The 20,564-nt window shown below is 40.5% G+C and carries 13 protein-coding genes; 1 reads left to right on the top strand and 12 read right to left on the bottom strand.

Annotation, left to right across the window (positions count from 1 at the left end; translation table 11 throughout):
- Nucleotides 1-18: 18 nt before the first annotated feature.
- The 12 genes from M2408_RS19355 to uvrA all read right to left on the bottom strand — a co-directional run bounded on the left by M2408_RS19355 (nt 19) and on the right by uvrA (nt 19,564).
- Nucleotides 19-813 carry a GLPGLI family protein gene (locus M2408_RS19355; protein ID WP_259185860.1) on the bottom strand — a complete coding sequence of 265 codons (795 nt, stop codon included), beginning with the start codon at nt 811-813 and terminating at the stop codon, nt 19-21.
- Nucleotides 810-3,602, bottom strand: coding sequence for an outer membrane beta-barrel protein (locus M2408_RS19350; protein ID WP_259185859.1), 2,793 nt, complete (start codon nt 3,600-3,602; stop codon nt 810-812). Before M2408_RS19350 ends, M2408_RS19355 begins: the two co-directional genes overlap by 4 nt.
- Nucleotides 3,603-3,914: 312 nt before the next feature.
- Nucleotides 3,915-4,955 (bottom strand): TlpA disulfide reductase family protein, encoded by a 1,041-nt coding sequence (locus M2408_RS19345; RefSeq protein WP_259185856.1) that lies wholly within the window; start codon nt 4,953-4,955, stop codon nt 3,915-3,917.
- A 1-nt stretch (nt 4,956) separates the two neighbouring features.
- Nucleotides 4,957-6,090 carry a TlpA disulfide reductase family protein gene (locus M2408_RS19340; RefSeq protein WP_259185853.1) on the bottom strand — a complete coding sequence of 378 codons (1,134 nt, stop codon included), beginning with the start codon at nt 6,088-6,090 and terminating at the stop codon, nt 4,957-4,959.
- Nucleotides 6,091-6,221: 131 nt separating this feature from the next.
- Entirely contained in the window at nt 6,222-7,148 is a 927-nt protein-coding gene (locus M2408_RS19335) for a hypothetical protein (RefSeq protein ID WP_259185852.1), read from the bottom strand.
- An 11-nt stretch (nt 7,149-7,159) separates the two neighbouring features.
- Nucleotides 7,160-8,623: a RagB/SusD family nutrient uptake outer membrane protein gene (locus tag M2408_RS19330; RefSeq protein WP_259185848.1), complete on the bottom strand. Its 1,464-nt coding sequence runs from the start codon at nt 8,621-8,623 to the stop codon at nt 7,160-7,162.
- 14 nt (nt 8,624-8,637) lie between these two features.
- Nucleotides 8,638-12,198 (bottom strand): SusC/RagA family TonB-linked outer membrane protein, encoded by a 3,561-nt coding sequence (locus M2408_RS19325; RefSeq protein ID WP_259185842.1) that lies wholly within the window; start codon nt 12,196-12,198, stop codon nt 8,638-8,640.
- An 83-nt stretch (nt 12,199-12,281) separates the two neighbouring features.
- A complete protein-coding gene (locus M2408_RS19320; RefSeq protein ID WP_259185833.1) occupies nt 12,282-13,466 on the bottom strand; it encodes a FecR family protein in 1,185 nt (394 codons plus the stop codon).
- A 152-nt stretch (nt 13,467-13,618) separates the two neighbouring features.
- Complete coding sequence (locus M2408_RS19315) at nt 13,619-14,206, bottom strand: RNA polymerase sigma factor (RefSeq protein ID WP_259185813.1); 588 nt, start codon at nt 14,204-14,206, stop codon at nt 13,619-13,621.
- Between the two features lie 239 nt (nt 14,207-14,445).
- On the bottom strand, nt 14,446-14,886 hold the full coding sequence (locus M2408_RS19310) for an Rrf2 family transcriptional regulator (protein WP_120261185.1): 441 nt from the start codon (nt 14,884-14,886) through the stop codon (nt 14,446-14,448).
- A gap of 152 nt (nt 14,887-15,038) precedes the next feature.
- Entirely contained in the window at nt 15,039-16,682 is a 1,644-nt protein-coding gene (gene pafA, locus M2408_RS19305) for an alkaline phosphatase PafA (protein WP_259185788.1), read from the bottom strand.
- 80 nt (nt 16,683-16,762) lie between these two features.
- Nucleotides 16,763-19,564, bottom strand: a complete 2,802-nt coding sequence (gene uvrA, locus M2408_RS19300) for an excinuclease ABC subunit UvrA (RefSeq protein WP_259185786.1) — start codon at nt 19,562-19,564, stop codon at nt 16,763-16,765.
- A 444-nt stretch (nt 19,565-20,008) separates the two neighbouring features.
- Between uvrA and M2408_RS19295 the strand changes: the two genes are divergently transcribed.
- Entirely contained in the window at nt 20,009-20,515 is a 507-nt protein-coding gene (locus M2408_RS19295; RefSeq protein ID WP_259185779.1) for an ecotin, read from the top strand.
- Nucleotides 20,516-20,564: the final 49 nt, after the last annotated feature.

Raw genomic sequence — 20,564 nt, 5'->3', positions numbered from 1 at the left:
ATACCAAGCCAAGAGCGGTTAGAATAAGACATTCTGTAATCTCTTTTTAAAATCTTTCTCATCCATCCAATCATAGACAGTATCTTTTAACTTTTTTATAACCTCCGTTTTCGACTCGGCAACAACTTTCTTCTTTTTGGTAAGCACATTGGACACTGGAGTATTGGTGATCTCGACCTTCGTTGCAAACATATTGATATTCATACTAGGGATAGATATCCCCAAGATCAAGCCCGGAAGCCCATGGATTAATTCTGGCCCCCCTGATATCGGAATCTGTCCCGCAAAAAATGCGACAACATAGATCGAATCTTGTATGATTCCATTTGCTCGCCGACAATCATAGCCGGCGATATTCCGATACTCATCAGTGTACTTCCATTTCACTGTTGGCAGAGAATCCTTCATCAACAGTTGCTCATCGCCAAAAGGCAATAATTTGATGAATTCTTGGTTCTTGAAATTCAAATAAGTTTTTGAATCAGTCAATGCCGGATTATACCAGGAGACATTTCGATAGTTAGCGGGGTAATCTTCCTGCACGGTTTCAAACAAAGTCTCGGTATCATAAAACTTCAACGTATGATGTGTGATCACTTCAACAGGTCCATTTTTGACCGCATTCTCCACCCCCAGTTTATCCCAGGTATCCAGATCGGGCTTACTTAAATAAGTTCGTTTCAAGTAGTTCTGCACATGAAATTTCCTTTCGAAAGTTACAGTACCACTGCTCGGAAAGAATGCATGCTGTGCCTGTATAGCAGTAATGGACAAGCACAAAAGCACCATCATTAATATTATTTGCTTCCTCATTTGGCATCTCCTTTCATTGTTGTAAAATTGTAGATCACTTTTAACATCCCATAACGACGTAATACATTGTTGCTTGTCTGGATAAATGCCGTACCATCTTGATAGCGACGCACTCCAATATTTTTATTTAATATATCGTTGACAAATAATTGCGCTTCCAAAGATTTGTCCTTTAAGAACTTTTTAGAGATATAGCCATTCATGTTCATCATGTTAATGGATTGCAAAGTCTTTGTTGCAGCCTGATAATTCTGTTGCATGGATACCGAAATTTTAAAGTCTTTGGGTAAGTAATAGGTGACTTGCGAATAAGAATTGAATTTAAATGTTGTCTGATTCAATTCGGGTTGTAAATAGGAATCCATTTTTTCCACGCCTGGACTCAAGTTAATATAAAAGTCCATTTTATTTGCTTTATAACGGTTAAAACCTATATTAGGTCCTACGCTCCAAGTTTTGTTACGGTTTAGCTGTGGTTCTTGATTCAATAAAGAAAGATAGCTATACTGACTATTATAGTTAAGGTCCATACCAAGATTCATCTTTAATCCCCATTTCTTTTGTATCGGAAAACTATAGCTTCCACCTCCATACACAGACCAATTATCCTTATCAATATTGACATAGGAGATTTGTCGGGTACCCTCTTCCAAGTTATAGCGCACACTACTATTAATATTGCGTTTCCCCTGATAAGCGCCAACATAGAAATACATATTTTGATCTTTTAGCTGTTTATAAGAGTTATAATTGACAGAATAGGAATTGTTGAAACCAGCTTTCAGATCTGGATTGTCCAAGTATTCTACGAGCGGCTGGGCATTTTGTTTGAGTGGTTCGATCTGTGTCAATGAAGGCTGCGCAGTCTGTCCACTGTAACGGAAACCGATGTTTTTACTTTTAGAAATTTTGTAATTTACCGAAAGTGAAGGCCTTAAAGAAGTCTGATCACGTTGCAATACGGTGTTTAAATTATTATAAGTCCTTTTCACAGCCTCAAATTCTGTTTGGTTACTCAGATTGACTGTCAAGTCATTTGTTTTATAGTTCAACGAAGTATTGATACTATTTTTTAAACTGGAAAAATTAAAATCATTCAATACACTTTCATCCAGCACGGTATATTTTTGTGTGATAGGATCTCTATTGAAGGATTGATTGAGTGTCTCTGATTTATTGCTGGAAAAAGAGTACCCTATTGATCCTGTAATCTTTTTCGAAAGGGGTTCTGTATAGGTTATCGAAGCGCCATACGTATTATTTCTGAATTCATCTTTTTTAAATTGATCGATTGTGTCGGTACGCCGGCTATTTTCAAAATAGTTTTCCGAAAAATACTGTGTCTTCGAAAGATTCCGATCCGTATTTGCATTGACATTAAATGTGATGGAGCGACGTTCTTTTTTAAACCGTCGGGTCAAGATAGCATTCACATTGAATTTATCCTGATCACTATTCAGATCCGTACGCGATATGGTATTTGTAATCGGCTGTCCACTCAATGTTTTCTGATAAGCTTCCGCCTCAGAGATATTATCCCTATTGGATTTATTAAAGCCCATATTCACGGTCAAATCAGCTAACGAGTCCAACTTATAGTCGTACCTCAAATTAGCAACATTTGCTCTGTTTTCATTTTCCGTTCTGGTTGTATTACTGTCTATTTGTGCCCGTTCTGGCAAGTTATTCTGCGCATTATAGGTACTTGTATTATCAACATTGATCTGACTACGTTTGTAATTGACATTAATTTTGTGCTTATCATTTTTAGATTTATCGGAATAACTTACCCCCATATTCAACGCTTTAGGCACACCTCCGCCCCTGTATTGGCCATCCCATCCACCATCAGTTTCGTCTCCATTGGAAGAAATCATGATACCTCCACCATCCATCATCTGCACATTGCCACTTCCACCTACACCATATTTTTGACTATCCTCAAAGCCCAAACCTATCATGCCATCATTGGCCAAAATACCATAAGCGGCAATCTTCTGCGCTCCCTTAAACTTATTGAGCATGACTTTCCCGCCATAATACTTATCTGTTCCTGCACCAGCGATTGCCTGACCAAACATGCCCTTCTTTTTATCCTCCTTGAGTTTTATATCAATAGTTTGTGTACGCTCTCCGTCATCCATACCCGTACGAACAGCTAAATCTGACTTCTTTTCGTATACCTGTACCTTGCTCACCATATCCGACCGAATATTTTTGGTGATCAGGGTTGGATCATCCCCAAAAAACTCCTCGCCATCAAGCAGCACCTTTTTTACCTCTTTTCCCTGCGCTGTAATCTTCCCTGTCCCATCGATCGTAATACCGGGAAGCACTTTGAGCAAGTCTTCAACCTTAGCATCTTTCTCAACCTTAAAACTACCGGCATCATACTCTATCGTATCTCCTTTAATAACGACTGGAATTCGTCCATTGACCTGTACCTCCTCCAAAAGTAATGCTGCCTTTGACAGCGATATCATGCCAAGATCAAGACCTTGAGCTGTAATATGGATATCTCTCACGAGCTCAGCATACTGCGGATAGGATACGACCATTTTATAAATACCTGTATCCAGGTTGGCAATTTGGAAAGTCCCATTTTCTTTTGTTCGATCAAACTTAATTAAAATAGAATCTTTTGGGTTAAGTAAAGCAACTGACGCTTGATGGAGTTTGGCTTTGTCTTTGGCATCAACAACTACACCTGTAAGCCTCTGTTGGGCATAGGAAATAGAGCTTATGGCTGAAAGTACAAGAAACAAAACTAAGGTATAGGTTAGTCTCATAAATTTCCGTTTATATATTGTCGCAATAAAGATATCAATGTTGCTACGGAAAATTCGTAAAATTATGTTAAATAATTAAGAAATTAAAAAAACACAAAAACTTACAACAACAAACTGTAAAACAGGAAATTAAATAGAAATGTCTAACAAATTTGGATAGAGCAGGATGTTACACCAGCTTTCTTTTCCCAATAAGACACAACTGATAATATCAGAAGAAATATAGTTTCCATTCCTTTAATTAACCAGGACAAAAAAGCGCCAGCATTTTCAGATGCTGACGCTTATGCTTAAAATTGGCTAACGGAGCGGCTAGTAACCGAATAGCTTAACCAAATAAGCCTTTAATTCCTCTCCCCTTAGGTTTTTAGCAAGAATCTTTCCATTCGGATCTACCAAGAAAGTTGTGGGTAAGGCTGTCACAGCAAACCGACTCACTGCAATACTGTTGTCCGCCGGATTATCGTGCAGTTGTATCCAGGGTAATTGTTGGGTTTTAAGCATATTCTTCCATGCATTTTCACTCTTATCAGTAGAAATACTTAAAATCTCAAACGCTGATTTACCCTTATATTTTCCGTAAATCTCCTTGAGTGTTTTAAACTCTTCGATACAGGGACCACACCAAGAAGCCCAAAAGTCCAATAGCACATAGGAACCTTTCATAGAAGCGAAGTCAATTTTTTGACCGTTTTCATTTGGCAACGAAAAATTCGCCACCAAAGCTCCTTCTTTTGACAACAAAGCTCCACGAATTTGATTGCCGGCAGATTTACCATAATAGGATTGCTTGATAGCAGGCGTCAGTCCCTCATAAACCTTTAAGGCTTCCTCCGGTTTCATGGCCTTTCCATAGCGGTCCAATAAAAAAGCTGCTCCAAAAGAATTGTTATTTTGAGCAACGACCTGCGTAATCACTGCAGCTTCATCCGCCCCCTTAGTCTGCATGAGTGTGAAATACTGATTCAGTACATCATGGGCTTTGGATCCCGAAACCTTGGAGGTATAGAAAGACTCCAGATCACCCGCAATGTGAATTGTTGCAGGAGCATCAACCAGAATACCAAAGGGCGCGTAACCGCCATGTTTTTTAGACTCCGCCTCAGCGGCCAACATGTGCCGGGTGGCTACCGTAAATGGCCGTTCTATTTGCCAGATCCCTTTTGTAACAGTAGCTGTATCATTATCGCCCGTAATATTGTTATAAAGATAGATCTTGGTACCATCAAATTTCGGGTCAACTTTTCCTACAAAAACAACCTTAGAAGTTGTCTGAGCACGAAGAGCAAAAACACAAAACAAGGATAAAATAGTTCCTATTCCCAGTGCAATAAACTTTAATCTCGTCATCATGTTATTTCAATAGTTCTGCTAATTTCTCATGTAGCTGTTCTCCACGTAGGTCTTTAGCAACAATCTTCCCGTCGGGACCGATCAGGAAGTTCTGTGGGATACCGCGTACACCGTAGAGCTTAGCCGCCTCGTTATTCCAAAACTTCAGATCACTTACATTTGTCCAGCTCAATTTGTCCGCTTCAATAGCTTTCAACCAGTTGTCTTTCTTGCCCGGTTGATCCAACGAAACACCCAGTACTGTAAAATTTTTATCCTTAAACTTACCATAAGCTGCTACAACATTGGGATTCTCGGCCCGACAAGGACCACACCAAGAAGCCCAGAAATCCAACAACACATATTTACCCCTAAAATCAGATAACTTAACAGGTTTGTCATTGACATCATGCTGTGTAAAGTCTGGTGCAAGTACCCCAACCGCAGTTGATTTAGCTGCCGTGATCTGCTTCGCGAAAGCTTCTCCGCTTTCCGAACTACGTACAGATGCCGAAAGTTTATTAAATTCAGGTTCCAAAGTTAAAATTTCGGCCCCAGCATAAAGTTGATCCTGAATCGCCAATAAACTGAAATAAGAGTTTGGATTCTTCGCGATATAGTCTTGTTGCAACTGTTTCTTCTGTTCCGCAAATTTCATATACTGCTCCCGAAGCGGTCCAGCAAAAGCATCGTCTTTGCGTTGCTCTGCAGTAGCGCTGCTGTATTTCAGATTGATCGCGTTAATTCCATCCTCGGATTCTTTGATAAGATTCTTATATGCTGCATGTGCATCTTGAAGTGGTGAGCCCTTAACAACAGCTGTTTTTACTGAGTCTTTAGCTGTTATAGTTGTCTTTCCTTTATCGACATAAATACCTAGCATATCTCCTTTGTACCCGATCTTGTCCCAACCTTTGTTTTCTTGGTCGTAGACAATGTAGACCATGGTAGGTCCATTGGCTTGGCCTTTAAAAGCGAAGGTACCCTTATTTACTTTTACCGAATCCAATACCTGACTATTCGGAGTACGGATCGACATAAATACTTGTCCTTCTTTTTTGGGTTGTTGTATTTTTCCCTCAATACTGAAATCCGACTGTTGTGCCATCACCGCACTAGGGAGGGCCAACAAGGCGATCATTTTTAAAATTTTCATGTGTACAAATTTGATTTTAGATGCTTGTATTTAATAATTGTTTACTTCGTTAATCATCATAGACGAGTGTCTTTAACCCGCCTATGATGAATTGGCTTTTTTATTATATTTCTATAAGGTTTGGCGTGACATTAATTAAAACTATTTAATTTTTGGCGATACTTGTTACCAGCCGCTTGGATGTCCCAATGGTATTCCTTCTTGAGAAAATCTGTCAATATCTTATATTTAGCCGTTCTTTTTTCACTGGTATCTAAGTATACTTTTTTAATGTTTTGATAGGATTCAGTTGTCAACAGACTAAACCACTGCCCCAAGTCAACTTCGTAACCCCTCGAGCCAGAGCCAGAGATATAACCACGTTCTGCGGCTAATTTGGAAACCTCACGATTACGAGCTTCAATATCTTCATCACTATTGCCCGGAAAATTTTTGTTAATTTCATCGAGTGCCTTTCCATTGTCATAAGGCATTCCGGCAGCCTCAAATCCAGGAACATTTCCTTCCATTCGCTGCGCGAGCATCCCGGACAAATTGCCCCAAACCATACGCGTAAGTACAGAATCCCGGTAATAATGTGTTTCAGGCACCGTAATAGGTTGGGTATTTAATCGTTCATTGGGCCAACAGACAATTAAACGCGAACGTCCCAAGACATAAATATCCTGTTTCCACCAAGAACCATTATAGGTCTTTACGAAAAAGAACTCCCGTGGAAATACCCGCCGCACAAAATCGGTAGAAACATTATGCAGCAGGGTATCTACAAACATAATGGCACTTGGTTTGGCCTTGTCCTCGATTGGTGTTGCTCCATAGCGATTATTGACATCTTGCACCAAAATACTATTTGTCACCTCCTTCGGATCCTTAAAATTAAGACGCAGCCATAAATCATAGGTCTTGAACATCTCCTTAACAGCGGGTAACTCCTCTTCTTTTGGGCCAAAACGCTCTTGAAATCCGAAAGATTCCGAGGAATTGATTGATTCATTTTTTGTACATGAACTGGCCAGTAACAACATGCTTACTAGGCCGATTGAAAATATCTTCTTCATTGATGAATTGATTATCGTGGATTAATAGGCATATTTGGTGAATTATTCTGTTCTGATTGAGGAATCTGCAAGACATATTTTGGATCATCTTTGCGCATTACAAACTCCTGTCCATTTTTATAGGTATGCTTGATTTCGGGCTTTCCAATTCTACGTAAGTCAAAAAATCGCAGTCCGCCATCGAATGCAGTTTCCAGACGGCGCTCTTCGAGTATTCTTTTCAAAATACCTGCTTTATCAATATAGTCACTTTCCTTTAACCCGATAAACGTTCCTTTTTTGTAACGCGTCACCAACAGATCGTTGAGGTCTTTCAAAGCATTACTATATTGCTGTTTTCTAGCGTAGGCCTCAGCACGTATCACATAGGCCTCACTGGCTTTAAAGCCAATATAAAACCAATATTTTTCCTGTGTGGCAAACATATGGTACACCGTCTTTCCAACCATGACACCATCAGGCTGTGAAAAGTCTTCAAATGAATCAAACAAGTATTGCCTGTAATCAACCAGGTTGCCATTTCTTTTAGTCAGGTCCAAGATCTCTTCGGTAGGTTTAAATGCTGCCTGAGAATAGTAAAAGATATTATTATTGGCTCTTCCTGCTGTAAAGAATAGTATTTCTCTATTATAATCTGTATCAATAAAGCCTACATTGCCCGAAAAAGCATACTTATTGGACTTACTGTCAATATAAGATTGCATGGTATTGAGATCAGCGAGCTTTGCACTTGACATCACTTCTCCGGCAAAGGCTATTGCCTGATCATATTGTCCCATAAATAATGACACACGGGCACGTAATAATTGTACAGTCGTAATATTGAGCCGAAAACGATCATTCGTAGGCTTTCCGCGCAATAGATCTGCGGCCTGACCCAAATCTGCTTCGATCTGCCCCCATACTTTTCCTAAAGGTTGGCGTACATTATTCTTGCTGAATTCGTTAACATCGACGGCATCAAGAGGCATTGGTACACCTGGGAGTTCCAGGTTATTTGCTGTATATACATCAGCATACATATTAACTAGGTAAAAATAGGCATAAGCCCGCAATGCGAGCGCTTCACCTTTTATCCTATCGTAGTTTGACTGTTCTTCACTGGTAGGGATCACTTCTTTGAACTTATCCAAGACTGTATTGGCATAAAAAATAGTCTTATAAAGCTGCCCCCAATAGGGATCATTAGGACTATTGTCCAATAAATGCGATGAGGCAAACAAGAACCAGGGTTCATCAGCAGCACTGGGTTTATACGTTGTATTGAGATTGACCATTGCGTTATCGGTCATTAATTCGGTTTTATAGAAATAATCGCTGCGTGGATACCCGCCTAATAAAATCGATTCATAATCATTGATTGTTTCGGGTGTCATACTATTGACGGGTTTTATATCCAATAAGCCCGTACAAGATGACAAGCCTACTGCTGAACAAAACATACCCAGCAACAAATATTTAGATGTAGTCTTCATAATAGCTTTTAGGTTTAAAATTGAACTTGTAAAGATGCTGTGTATGATCGTGGCACGGGGAGGAATGTATTTCCAAACGATACCTGAACGGATCTCGAGTCTGCGTAAGACATTTTGCTTCCTTGCGCCTCCGGATCCTGACCTTTCAGTTTAGCATCTTTCCATACATAGAGATTATTACCCTGTAACATAAGGCGAATATTCTGGATTCCCAATGCCCGCAATCTAGGCGTAAAATAATCATAAGAAATGGAGAGGTTCTGCAAGCGCACAAAATCACCTTTTACTGTTCTCAAATCAGAGTTATCGTACATTCTGCCATTGTATGGTGAAGTACCTGTCACAGCGGCCTCGAACGCAGAATCTTCAAGTTTAGGGATATTCGTATTGAGTTCATCCCCTGGTTTACGCCATCTGTTTACCCATTCTCTCGACAGGTTCTGTGTGGGCTCTGGAAAAGTCAGGGCATAGTTTTGTGAGAGGTTGCGCAGTCGCATCACATTACCAAAACTACCAATAAACAAGGCTGACAAAGACAAACGCTTATAGGCGAACGTATTGGTAAAACCCAATTGCGTCGTTGGTAGATTGGGTCCCTCGTACTTCAGGCCATCCAAGTTCGTCATACCATAGAGTACCTTTTCCCCTTCTTTATTGGTATAAAATGTAGCTCTACCATCTGTATTGAGTCCTGCATAACGATAAGACCATACCCCATCTAGTGGCTTGCCAATTACTGCAGATGATGCATAGTTAGTCCGATTTGCTTCTGTCAGACTGCCCACCGTTGGCTTGGCATTAACGTCCAATACCTCATTTTTGTTCAAGCCATAATTAATATTTGATGACCATCTAAAATTCTTAGAATCAATATTGATTGAGCTGACAGAAAACTCCCAACCTCGATTGCGCATTGTCGCCCAGTTCACCTGAAGCGATTCGAATCCGGTCACTTGTGACACTTGTTTCGATCCCAACAGGTCTGTGCCTTTTTTATTATAAAATTCGACAGAGCCCATTAAACGGCGTTTCCATAAGCCAAATTCAAGCCCCAAATTGGTTGTATAGGTCTTTTCCCATTTGAGATAAGGATTTTTCGGTGCGTTGATAATTAAATAATTGACCGGATTATCTACATTCACCGCGCCGATCGTCGCAACCAAGTCGGAGTAGGCTTGAGAAGCAACATTACCCTGGCTGCCATAGGATCCTCTTAGTGTCAAATAGGATAACCAATCAATCTGATTTAGAAAACGCTCCTGCTTCATCTGATAGTTCGCTCCAAATGCCCAAAGTGGCTGAAATAACTGATTAGTTTTCAGACCAAATCTATTGGAACCATCTGTACGGGCGTTAAAGCTTACGGTATATCTATTGTCAAAGGTATAATTGAATGCACCGAAATAAGATACTGCAGCAGCTTCATCCAGACGTTCTGTCCAATAGGGAACACCCATCTTTTTCATCAGCTCAAACTGTGGCACTTGTTGATGGCCTCGATCATGTGCATATCCATAAACCTGCGTTACTTCCTCCTCAGTCTTAGATTTACGGATCTCTTGCCCTAGCATCACGTTTAGATAATGCTTGTCTTTAAAGAGGGGATTATAGATTATTTGATTCCGAAAGGTAATCGAACCGTTGACGGATGCCTTTCCTCTTCTATAACCTCCATCCTTCCAGATCTGCACTGCTGTATAGTCGATGATATCGTAATAGTCTTTTTTCCGGCTCCGCACAAAATAACTATCCTCCAAAGCAACATCGACATCTCGTGTATTTTGTTTCGTATAACTAAACAAAGAAGTAAATGTCAGATCTTTCATGAATTTCCATTCAAAATCCACTGAAGACCGTAGTCCGAAGTTATTTGCATTTCTCCAGCCCTGCTCCCTATTTTCCATAAAATTATATTTCAAGGTATTATGGTAGAAATAACTATAATTTCCATCACCGTCAAAAGCGGGTTGCGCACGTGTGGTATAGATCGCCCATTCATAGGGGTTTTCGCGCGAATCGACAGCAAAAAAACTCTTATTGTCGCGTGCATTGATATCCATCATGACTCCCAATCGCATCTTGGGTGTTAAGAAAGTATAGGCTTTCAATGATCCAGTATAGGTTTTCTGTCCCACGCCTTTCGCGGTCGCCTGATCATTATTGTAGCTTCCTGAGGCATAAAAAGTCGTCTTTTCATTTCCACCGGAAAAACTTACGTTATACCGTTGAGATAGCGAATTTCTGAATAGATGTTTAAACCAATCGGTATTGACCGTTTCCAGGTACTTTATCTTGTCTTCAAATTGACCCCAGCTAATCCGCTTATCATTTGCATCAATAAAATAACGTTCAAAATCAGTAACAGTACCATATTCGCCGGGTTTAGGGCTGTTTGCATTAAACAAATTCCGCTGTAACATTTCTAAATTGACGTCCACCCGTTCCTTGGAGTTCATCATATAGGCGTCCGCTATCTGTGGTCGCTCTCCCATCGTTAAGGTGCTTGAAAAATTCACTCGGGTTTTACCAGCCCGCCCCTTTTTGGAAGTAATTACAATGACACCATTAGCGGCTTTAGTTCCATAGATAGCCGTTGCCGCTGCATCTTTTAAGACATTGATGCTTTCGATATCTTCCACATTGACACCACCAATACCAGAAGCGATCAGGTTTCTATTAGTCATAATATCATCAACAGAAACATTCACCGCGTCATCCAGAATAATACCATCGACAACCCATAAAGGCTGCACATTCCCGCTTAACGCAGCAGTACCACGAATGCGAATTTGCGGCATAGCGCCCGGAGCACCCGAAGTACTCATGACCATAAGCCCAGGTACCTGTCCTTGTAGGAGTTTATCAATATTCGGCTGAAATATCGTTTCTAACTGCTCCATATTAACCGTAGCGACCGAACCGGTCAATGATTTGCGTTGTAGGTTTTGGTAGCCTGTGACGACCACATCGTCCAACTGATTTTCGACAGGAGTCAAGCGCACCTCTATCCAAGTCTTACCCTGCATGGATATCTGCAAAGTCTGGAAACCCATACTTTTGAAAATCAATGTTGTATTTGCATTTGTTACCGATAGGATAAACGTCCCATCAGTATCCGTTCCAACAGCATTCTTTGGATTATCTTTTTCGGCCACCGTAATGCCGACCAGAGGTTTTCCCTTATAATCCATTACACGACCACGTAGCTGTACTTTCTGCTGTTTGGCTGAACGAGGCTTAGGGGTAATTACAATTGTCTTATTATCGATGCTATATTGCAGCGACTGATCTTTAAAACAGTGATCCAATACTTCTTGCACAGTAGCATTCTGCATGTCGATATCCACCGCCGTATTGGATTTGACAAGAGACTCATTGTAGAAGAAATCACAATTGCATTGTCTCTTGATTTCACTAAATACTTGAGAAAGTGGAACTCCCTTCCTCTTTATAGTGACCCGTTGTGCAAAAGCCGCCAGGCTAAACTGCGCACAGGTCAGTGCAACAAATAAAATTGCAGTGCGTTTGCCCAAAGCCCTCCTTTTCAATAGGTCTCTGGAATTGAATAAATTCATTTGGTCGTAATTTATTGGTCAAATAATTAAGGTATACTGCTGTCCCCCGCTCAGCAGTGGTTAGTTAGATTGCATAGGTAAAACTACATCATCAGAATCACCCTCCTTTCTTTTGCTCCCCAAGGAGTGATTTGATATTTTATCTGTCCTGTTCTCCGCAAGATGGACAATACTTCTTCTAATGTCTTTTCTTTGGAAATGACTCCAGTAAAGCCCAATTCGTCAGCTTGGCCGAGCACCCTAACATCTATGCCATACCAGTGCGACAACTCCACTCCGATCTCTTCCAAACCTGCATTAAAAAATGAAAATTCATTATTTCGCCAAGCATTAACATTGGACAATAAGGCCGGAGAAACATCGATATTATTCTTCCCTGGGTCGACAACGCTGCATTCTCCCGGGGTCAAAATACGGACCTTCGATGCAGTAGAAACGGCAACACTACCTTCCATCAATGTTGTTGTGGTCCGATTACTTGCATAAGCCTTAGCATTAAAATGCGTCCCCAGTACCTTGATTTTTTGATCATTTGAAACCACCACAAAAGGCTTCTGCTTATTGTGCGAAACCTCAAAATAAGCTTCTCCCTCCAGATAAACGACACGTTCGGATCCAACGAAATTGGCATCGTAACGTAATTTAGTACCCGTATTGAGCCAAACTTTGGTTCCATCAGTCAACACGATTGCTCCAGTTTTACCCGTTGGAACGTTAATTTCCTGTACCATAGGTTCGGAGGCATTCTCAAATTTTTTGATCTCAAAAAAAGAATCTTCATTTGTTGTTTTTGCAGCAGCGTATTGCGTTTTGCTACTATCCGTCAACTCAATTTTCTCGCCATTCGGCAGCGTCAATGTCATCAGTGATTCCACTTTGGCGCTTTCCATATGTCTATTCGTGACAGTAACAGCGGTAGTGCTTGGAGCCTCCTCATATGCTTTATATTGATACCCTCCTACATAGAGAATCAGTATTGCTGCCGCAGCGGCCGCCCATGGCCATAAGCGGATCAAAATGGATGGTTTCGTTTTAATCTCTTCTCCAGTGAGCAGCGATTCTAAGATTGGGTATTGGTTTTTCGATTGGGTATACAATTCCTCAATAATGTCCTCTTCCTCCAGCTGATCATCCATTGCCGCATCCATATACATTTCCAGTTCCTCACGAAAAGATTCGTCAGCGAATAATGCTACCAACCAAGCGGCCTGCTCCGGCGTGCAGGTGCCGGCTAAGTATTTCTCGAAAATCTCCTTTTTATCGTACATAATAATCGCTCAAATCACAGCCTTAATAACCTTAATACGGAGAAGACATAGAAAGTCTATGCTTAGAAAATCATTTTTTTTAAAAAAATTAAAAATTAGGTTTAAGGAGGATAAAAAAGACTATTGAGACTAGCCTTATGTGAGGCAAATCCCTAGTTAAGAAGCCCCAAAAGTGTTATCAACAGCATAAAAAGTTTGGCTCCGAGTTCCTGTTTTAAAAAACGCATAGCTTTGGCCATGTGATCTTTTACAGTACCAACTGAAACTTCATGGATCTTTGCGGCTTCTTCATAACTCTTTCCCTGGAATTTGCACAACAGGAAGATTTCTCTGCGCTTGGGGGGTAATTTTTCTATCGCTTTTGATAGCTCATCAGATAGCTGTTCCAACGTATCATTGGCTTCGTCCAGTTCATAATATAAGGTTGCCTGTGTCAGAAGTGCTTTACGCACAGCTTCATCTGTAGCTGATTGGCGAAAATAATCAATGGTCAGGTTACGGGCTATTGTATGTAGCAATGACCAAACACCTTTCTCGGGAATAATTTTGGCGCGCATATCCCATAATCGTACGAAGGCAATTTGATGTATTTCCAACACATGCTCCTCGTCTGGTAGCAATCTGTTCAGCTTGTGCAACAAGGTGGGAGAATAGTGTTCATAAAGCTTAGAGAAAGCCAATTTGTCTCCCTTAATTAAAAGAGAAACCAGCTTAACCTCATCATTTTCATCGTTTTTCAAGTGATCTGTCCGTATATTATGAATGCCCTAAAATTATAAAATTTATCTTATTCTAAAGCAAAACTCAAATTATTGTCTATACCAATAAATCATGCTAAGGGGGCTTATTCTGCCAAGATATGTTTTTGGAAATACCTTCAGTATAAAAAAACAGCAGTAAGCTTGCGCCACTGCTGTCTATACTATTCATTGCAAACAAGCTATTTTGCCTAGCCTGCATACGGCATCGAACAAGTCGATTATTCGACGTTTAGATTCAACTCTTTTTCTTTATTGATTAGATGTGCAATGCTGGTGTCATTCAAAATTTGCAACATCGCATTCCGCACTTCCACAAATGTATCACGGATGCCACAGGCATGCTCTTCGGTACACTCTTCACAGGAACGATAGAAATTTAGACTGACACAAGGGAGCAAAGCAATCGGTCCATCGATCAGACGCATTACCTGAGATAAAAATACATCTTCTGGAGCTTTATTTAGACTATAGCCACCCCCTGCACCTTTTTTACTATAGAGAATCCCTGCGTTGCGCATTTCAAGGAGAATCTGTTCCAAGAATTTTTTTGGAATATTTTCTTCCTGTGCAATCTTAACGATCTGCATAGGTTCATTTCCGTAGTTACGACCGAGCACCATAAGTGCCTTAATTGCATATTTTGTCTTTTTGGAAAGCATAATTTGTTAACCCCCTGTTGAATTGCAAATTTACGTTTTTTATTCAATAGAATAAAACCTATAAAACTAGCCTGTAAAAGAAAAGCCCTTAGCACAATTTACCCATTGGATATCCTTATGCTAAGGGCGAATATTATTTGATCATCTAATTGCTATTGGCCCAATACCGCTGTAATGGGTTTACCGATACTTCCATTGGGTTCGGTAATATGCAATAGTGATGAAATTGTAGGCGCAATATCGACAATATGGACCTCGGTATTGGACACACCAGGCTTAATGCCCCAGCCCATAAATACCAATGGAATATGGGAATCATATCCCGACCAAGTACCATGTGTCGTACCCGTAGATCGTGGCGTACCATCATACCATTGTGGTTCACAAACGATTTGGATAACACCACTTCGTTTGTAATTATACCCATTGATCATTTTTTCACGCACAGGCTCCGGAATCATTAGGCCTTCGCTCTTTTCCATATCTGCAACATATGCAACACCTTCGGTGTGGCGCAATTCGCGAATAATTGTCTCTTTAATTTTATCCCGATCCAATTGAAGCGAATCAATGATTTGATTATTCAAATGAACCTGATAATTCATCATACTCTTGACGATTTTTTCCTGTCCAAATTTCTCTTTCAACTTTTTGTTTAGATCCGAAATAATCTGACGGGAATAGAAATAACCGCCGTTTCCTTTCATATCCATATAGAATCTAGAGTTGTAAGAAGCACCATGGTCAGCTGTCAGGAAAAAGGTGTAATTGCCTTTACCAACAGTATTATCCAGATAAGCAAAGAAATCGGCCAGTTGTTTGTCCAATTGCAGATAAATATCTTCAATTTCCACAGCTGTCAATGAGTAACGGTGTCCAACATAATCTGTCGCCGAAAGACTGACACAAAGGAAATCGGTATTTTTAGTTGGGTTATTTCCCATCTGCTCATTTTTGATGGCTTCCATTGCCAGATCTAAGGTAAACTGATTACCCATTGGTGTTGTTTTGATCAACTCAAGACCTTCGTCTTTCATCAACTTAGATGTCGCACGCGGCAAGGTTGGTTTCTCTTCACCTGGATATTTCCCCTCATAGATATTATCATCAGCAATACTGTTCGCAGCATAAGTACTCACATTGTACATCGGCTTCCAGTCTGCCTTAAGGTATTTTTCCGCTAACTTTTTCTTATTGAAGTCAACGACCCACTTCGGTAATTGATCCATATAAAAATTGGAGGTAATCCAATTGCCTGACTTCGCCTCAAACCAATAAGCAGCATCCGCAAAGTGCCCGGCAGGTAATATACCGCCTCTGTCTTTAATTGCGATACCAATGACTTTAGATTTAAAATTTGACGCCAGTTTCAACTGATCCGTTACCGTAGACGCCAGTAAATTACGTGGGGATTGTTTTCCTTCTTTCTCTGTAGTACCTATACCAACGACATTGTCATCTTGGGTACAATACATATTCTTGCCTGTAAGCTCCTCGATCCAATCATTACCCGCAATACCGTGGATTGAAGGAACAGAACCCGTGTATACCGAACTGTGTCCTATAGCTGTATAGGTCGGAATATAATTGATCAGGGTATTCTCACAGGAGAAGCCTTCTTTCAAAAGTCGCTTGAAACCATCATTTCCATATCTGTCCGCAAAACGATATAGATAATCCCAGCGCATCTGATCCACCATCAGACCGACGACCAATTTGGGTCTCTCCGGTTGTTGTGCCATGGAGGAGAGTGCGGCTATTCCAAATACGACACTTAAAAAAAATCTTTTAATCATAATAGTATTGAGTATTGAGTATTGAGTAAAGCGCCCGCTGCGCAGGCCCCGCCGTTTAATAACGAATGCTAATGTAGGGTTTAATCTTTTAAATGTGTTTTTAAAAATGGTCCTGTATAAGAATCTTTACAATGCGCGAGATCTTCTGGAAGTCCCGTAAAAACCACCTTTCCACCTTTATTACCCCCTTCAGGTCCAATATCAATTACCCAATCCGCCGACTTGATCATATCCATATTATGCTCAATGACCAAAATACTGTTGCCGAGAGCAATCAAAGCATCAAACGATTTTAACAGTTTTTTAATATCCTGAAAATGTAAACCAGTAGTTGGTTCGTCAAAGATAAACAGGGTCTTCTTGCTGTTATTGCCTTTGATCAGAAAGGAAGCAAGTTTAATCCGTTGGGCCTCACCTCCTGAGAGCGTACTGGAAGACTGCCCGAGCTTTACATACCCCAGACCAACATCTTGTAATGGCTGTAACTTCGCCAATATCTTAGGCTGATCGCCAAAGAAGACAATGGCTTCATCAACGCTCAGTTCAAGTATATCTGCTACGGATTTACCTTTATATTGCACATCTAGCACAAACTGCTTGAAACGTTTTCCACCACAGGCCTCACACGGAAGTACAATATCCGCCATAAATTGCATCTCGATCTTCACTTCCCCCTCACCTTGACAGACATCACAGCGGCCGCCCTCGACATTAAAAGAAAACGCAGCAGGTTTCAATCCCGCAGCTTTGGATGCCGCTTGATTGGCATACAATGCCCTGATCTCATCCCAAGCCTTAACATAAGTCACTGGATTGGACCGTGAAGAACGACCGATTGGATTCTGGTCAACCATTTCGATCTGTTCCACTTGTGCAATATCACCTTCTATGGAATCATATACACCAGTTTGTTCACCAGAATAATTACCGATTGATTTCTGCAACGCCGGATAAAGAATACGTTTCACCAAGGAGGTCTTTCCGGATCCCGATACCCCTGATACAACGGTAAATGTATTTAATGGAAACTGCACATCGATCCCCTGAAGGTTATTTTCATGCGCTCCCTTTACAGTAATGCTATTGGACCATTTTCGCCGTTTTTTTGGAACTTCGATCTTGCTCTTGCCACTCAGGTATTGACCGGTTAAACTCCTATCATCTTTTAGGATCTCACTATATGTTCCAGCAAATACCATCTCACCACCATTGATCCCTGCTTCAGGGCCAATATCGATCAGGTAATCGGCAGCCTCCATCATCTCCTGTTCATGTTCAACCACAACAACCGTATTACCTACATCACGCAGGGATTTCAGTACCGAAATCAGACGCTGTGTATCGCGCGGGTGCAACCCAATACTCGGCTCATCCAACACATAGATTGAGCCGACGAGCGAACTTCCGAGCGAAGTTGCCAAATTGATCCGTTGCGATTCTCCCCCAGATAATGTATTGGACAGACGGTTTAAGGTAAGGTAGCTTAACCCTACATCACATAGAAATTGTAGCCGGTTATTAATTTCGGCCAACAAGCGTTTGGCGATCACCTTTTCATTTCCTTCCAGAGACAAATCTGTAAAAAATGCCAAAGCTTCTTCAAGAGGCATCAATACGATATCGGTAATTGACCTACCACCCACTTTTACATAGGTCGCATCTTTGCGCAACCTTGTTCCTCTACAATCCGGACAGTCGGTCTTACCACGGTAACGGGATAACATCACACGGTATTGAATTTTATAGGTCTGTTCTTCAAGCTCTTCAAAGAACTGGTTAAGCCCAGTAAAATAACTATTTCCCGTCCAGAGTAATTCTTTTTGCGCTGCGGTCAGATCAGAATAGGCGCGGTGTATCGGAAAATCAAACTTTAGAGAATTTTTTACCAGCACCTGTAACCATTCGCCCATTTTCTCTCCTCGCCAGGGAGCAATAGCGCCATCATAGACAGAGCGACTCTTATCTGGTATAACAAGATCTGGGTCTATACCAATGATCTTCCCATAGCCTTCACATCGACGACAGGCACCATAGGGATTATTGAAACTAAAGAAGTTGGGACTAGGCTCCTCAAAAGTAATTCCATCGAGTTCGAACTTATGTGAGAAATGATGTCTTTTACCCTTTTCTTCGATATACAATTCACCTTTACCCTCAAAAAATCCGGTTTGAATAGAATCTGATAATCGATTAATGGTATCATCGTCCTGCTCGATACGTACCCGATCCACTACGATCAATACCTCGCCGTCCTGAATCGTTTCATTTGCCATGCTCTTATCGTCAATAATACTTTCGATTTTTTGCATTTTATCTTGATAAACGACACGGACAAATCCTTTCTGCAGTAAGAGAGACAACTCTTCCTTAAGCTTTCGCCCATGGGAAGGCACCAATGGAGCCAAGAGCGTGACAGATTCTCCCTCGTCAAACTTTAGCGCAAAATCTACCACCGAACTCACGCTATCTTTAGTCACCTCCCTGCCTGATACAGGAGAAATCGTCTTACCGATCCTTGCATATAGTAATTTCAGATAGTCATATATTTCGGTAGAAGTTCCGACAGTAGAGCGGGGATTACTGGTAATAACACGTTGTTCAATCGCAATCGCTGGGGCGATCCCCTTGATGTAATCGACTTCAGGTTTATTCATCCGTCCCATAAACTGTCGTGCATAGGAAGAAAGACTTTCAACATACCGTCGCTGCCCCTCAGCATATAGGGTATCAAAAGCGAGGGAAGATTTTCCCGAACCCGACATTCCTGTAATGACAACTAATTTATTTTTGGGAATATCAACATCAATATTTTTCAGATTATTGACTCTAGCCCCCTTTATTTGAATATATTCTTTTGGAGTATGCTCCACTTTTTTACTCATAATAATCCTTATCTCACACAAAGTTACGCAATCTTGGCTGATTATAGTCGCTATGAATTAAAAGCTCTCACGAAAAAATACAGCCGCTGTCATGATGCAGTTCTATGAATTTAGAGGTCGCCTTTTTTCATTTCAGCGACAGCATAATCTACGGCTCTAGCTGTTAATGCCATATAGGTCAGCGACGGATTTTGCGTTCCTGTTGAGGTCACGCAAGCACCATGATTTATTACAAAACAAACGATGAACAAATGCATTACCCAGAGCTTATCAAAGGGAGCTCTTTTACACCTTTAACAGGATTAACAAACAATTATTCTAAATATTTATTCATTACCAATTAATCCTTCTGTATTTTAAGTCGTCTTAGAAATATAGTTTTACAAAACAAAGTAGCAATAGCGATAGAAATTGCGTTTTAAAGAATAAAATAAAAAAAAGGTTATGAGAAAAAATGTATTTAAAGTTATGGTCATGATGCTATTCGTTTTCGTCGCATCCACAACAGTAAGTAAAGCACAAATGGTGATTGATAAAATAGACTTAAATATTTTTCCTGCAGCGGAAAAAGGATACAAAAAAATGATTATAGAAGTTCCGTATTCGGAGAATGATAAGAATAAGAAGATCGAATTCTCTGTAGGTAAATGGATGGAGGTAGATGGTTGTAACAATTTTAATCTAGCTGGTTCCTTTGAGAAAAAAGATCTTCAAGGATGGGGTTATGATTACTACGTATTTAAAACTAATGGAAATGTAGCAAGCACAATGATGGCATGCCCAGATAAAGCAAAGCGCAATCTTTTTGTAAGCGCTCAACCTGAGACCGTACGTTACAATGGTCGCATGCCTATCGTTATTTATGTCCCTGAAGGCTATGAAGCGCAATTCAAAATCTACACAACGGATGGGGATACCTACCGAGCTGCTGAAGTCAGAGAAAAGAAGTAAATATAACGTTTAGTTATTTAGAATAATAGCAGAAAGGGGCTGTATCAAA

The organism is Sphingobacterium sp. BIGb0165 (genome assembly GCF_024810095.1).
Lineage (GTDB): Bacteria > Bacteroidota > Bacteroidia > Sphingobacteriales > Sphingobacteriaceae > Sphingobacterium > Sphingobacterium detergens.
Note: the sequence above shows the minus strand (reverse complement) of the source record. Positions and strands in the feature narration are given on the sequence as shown.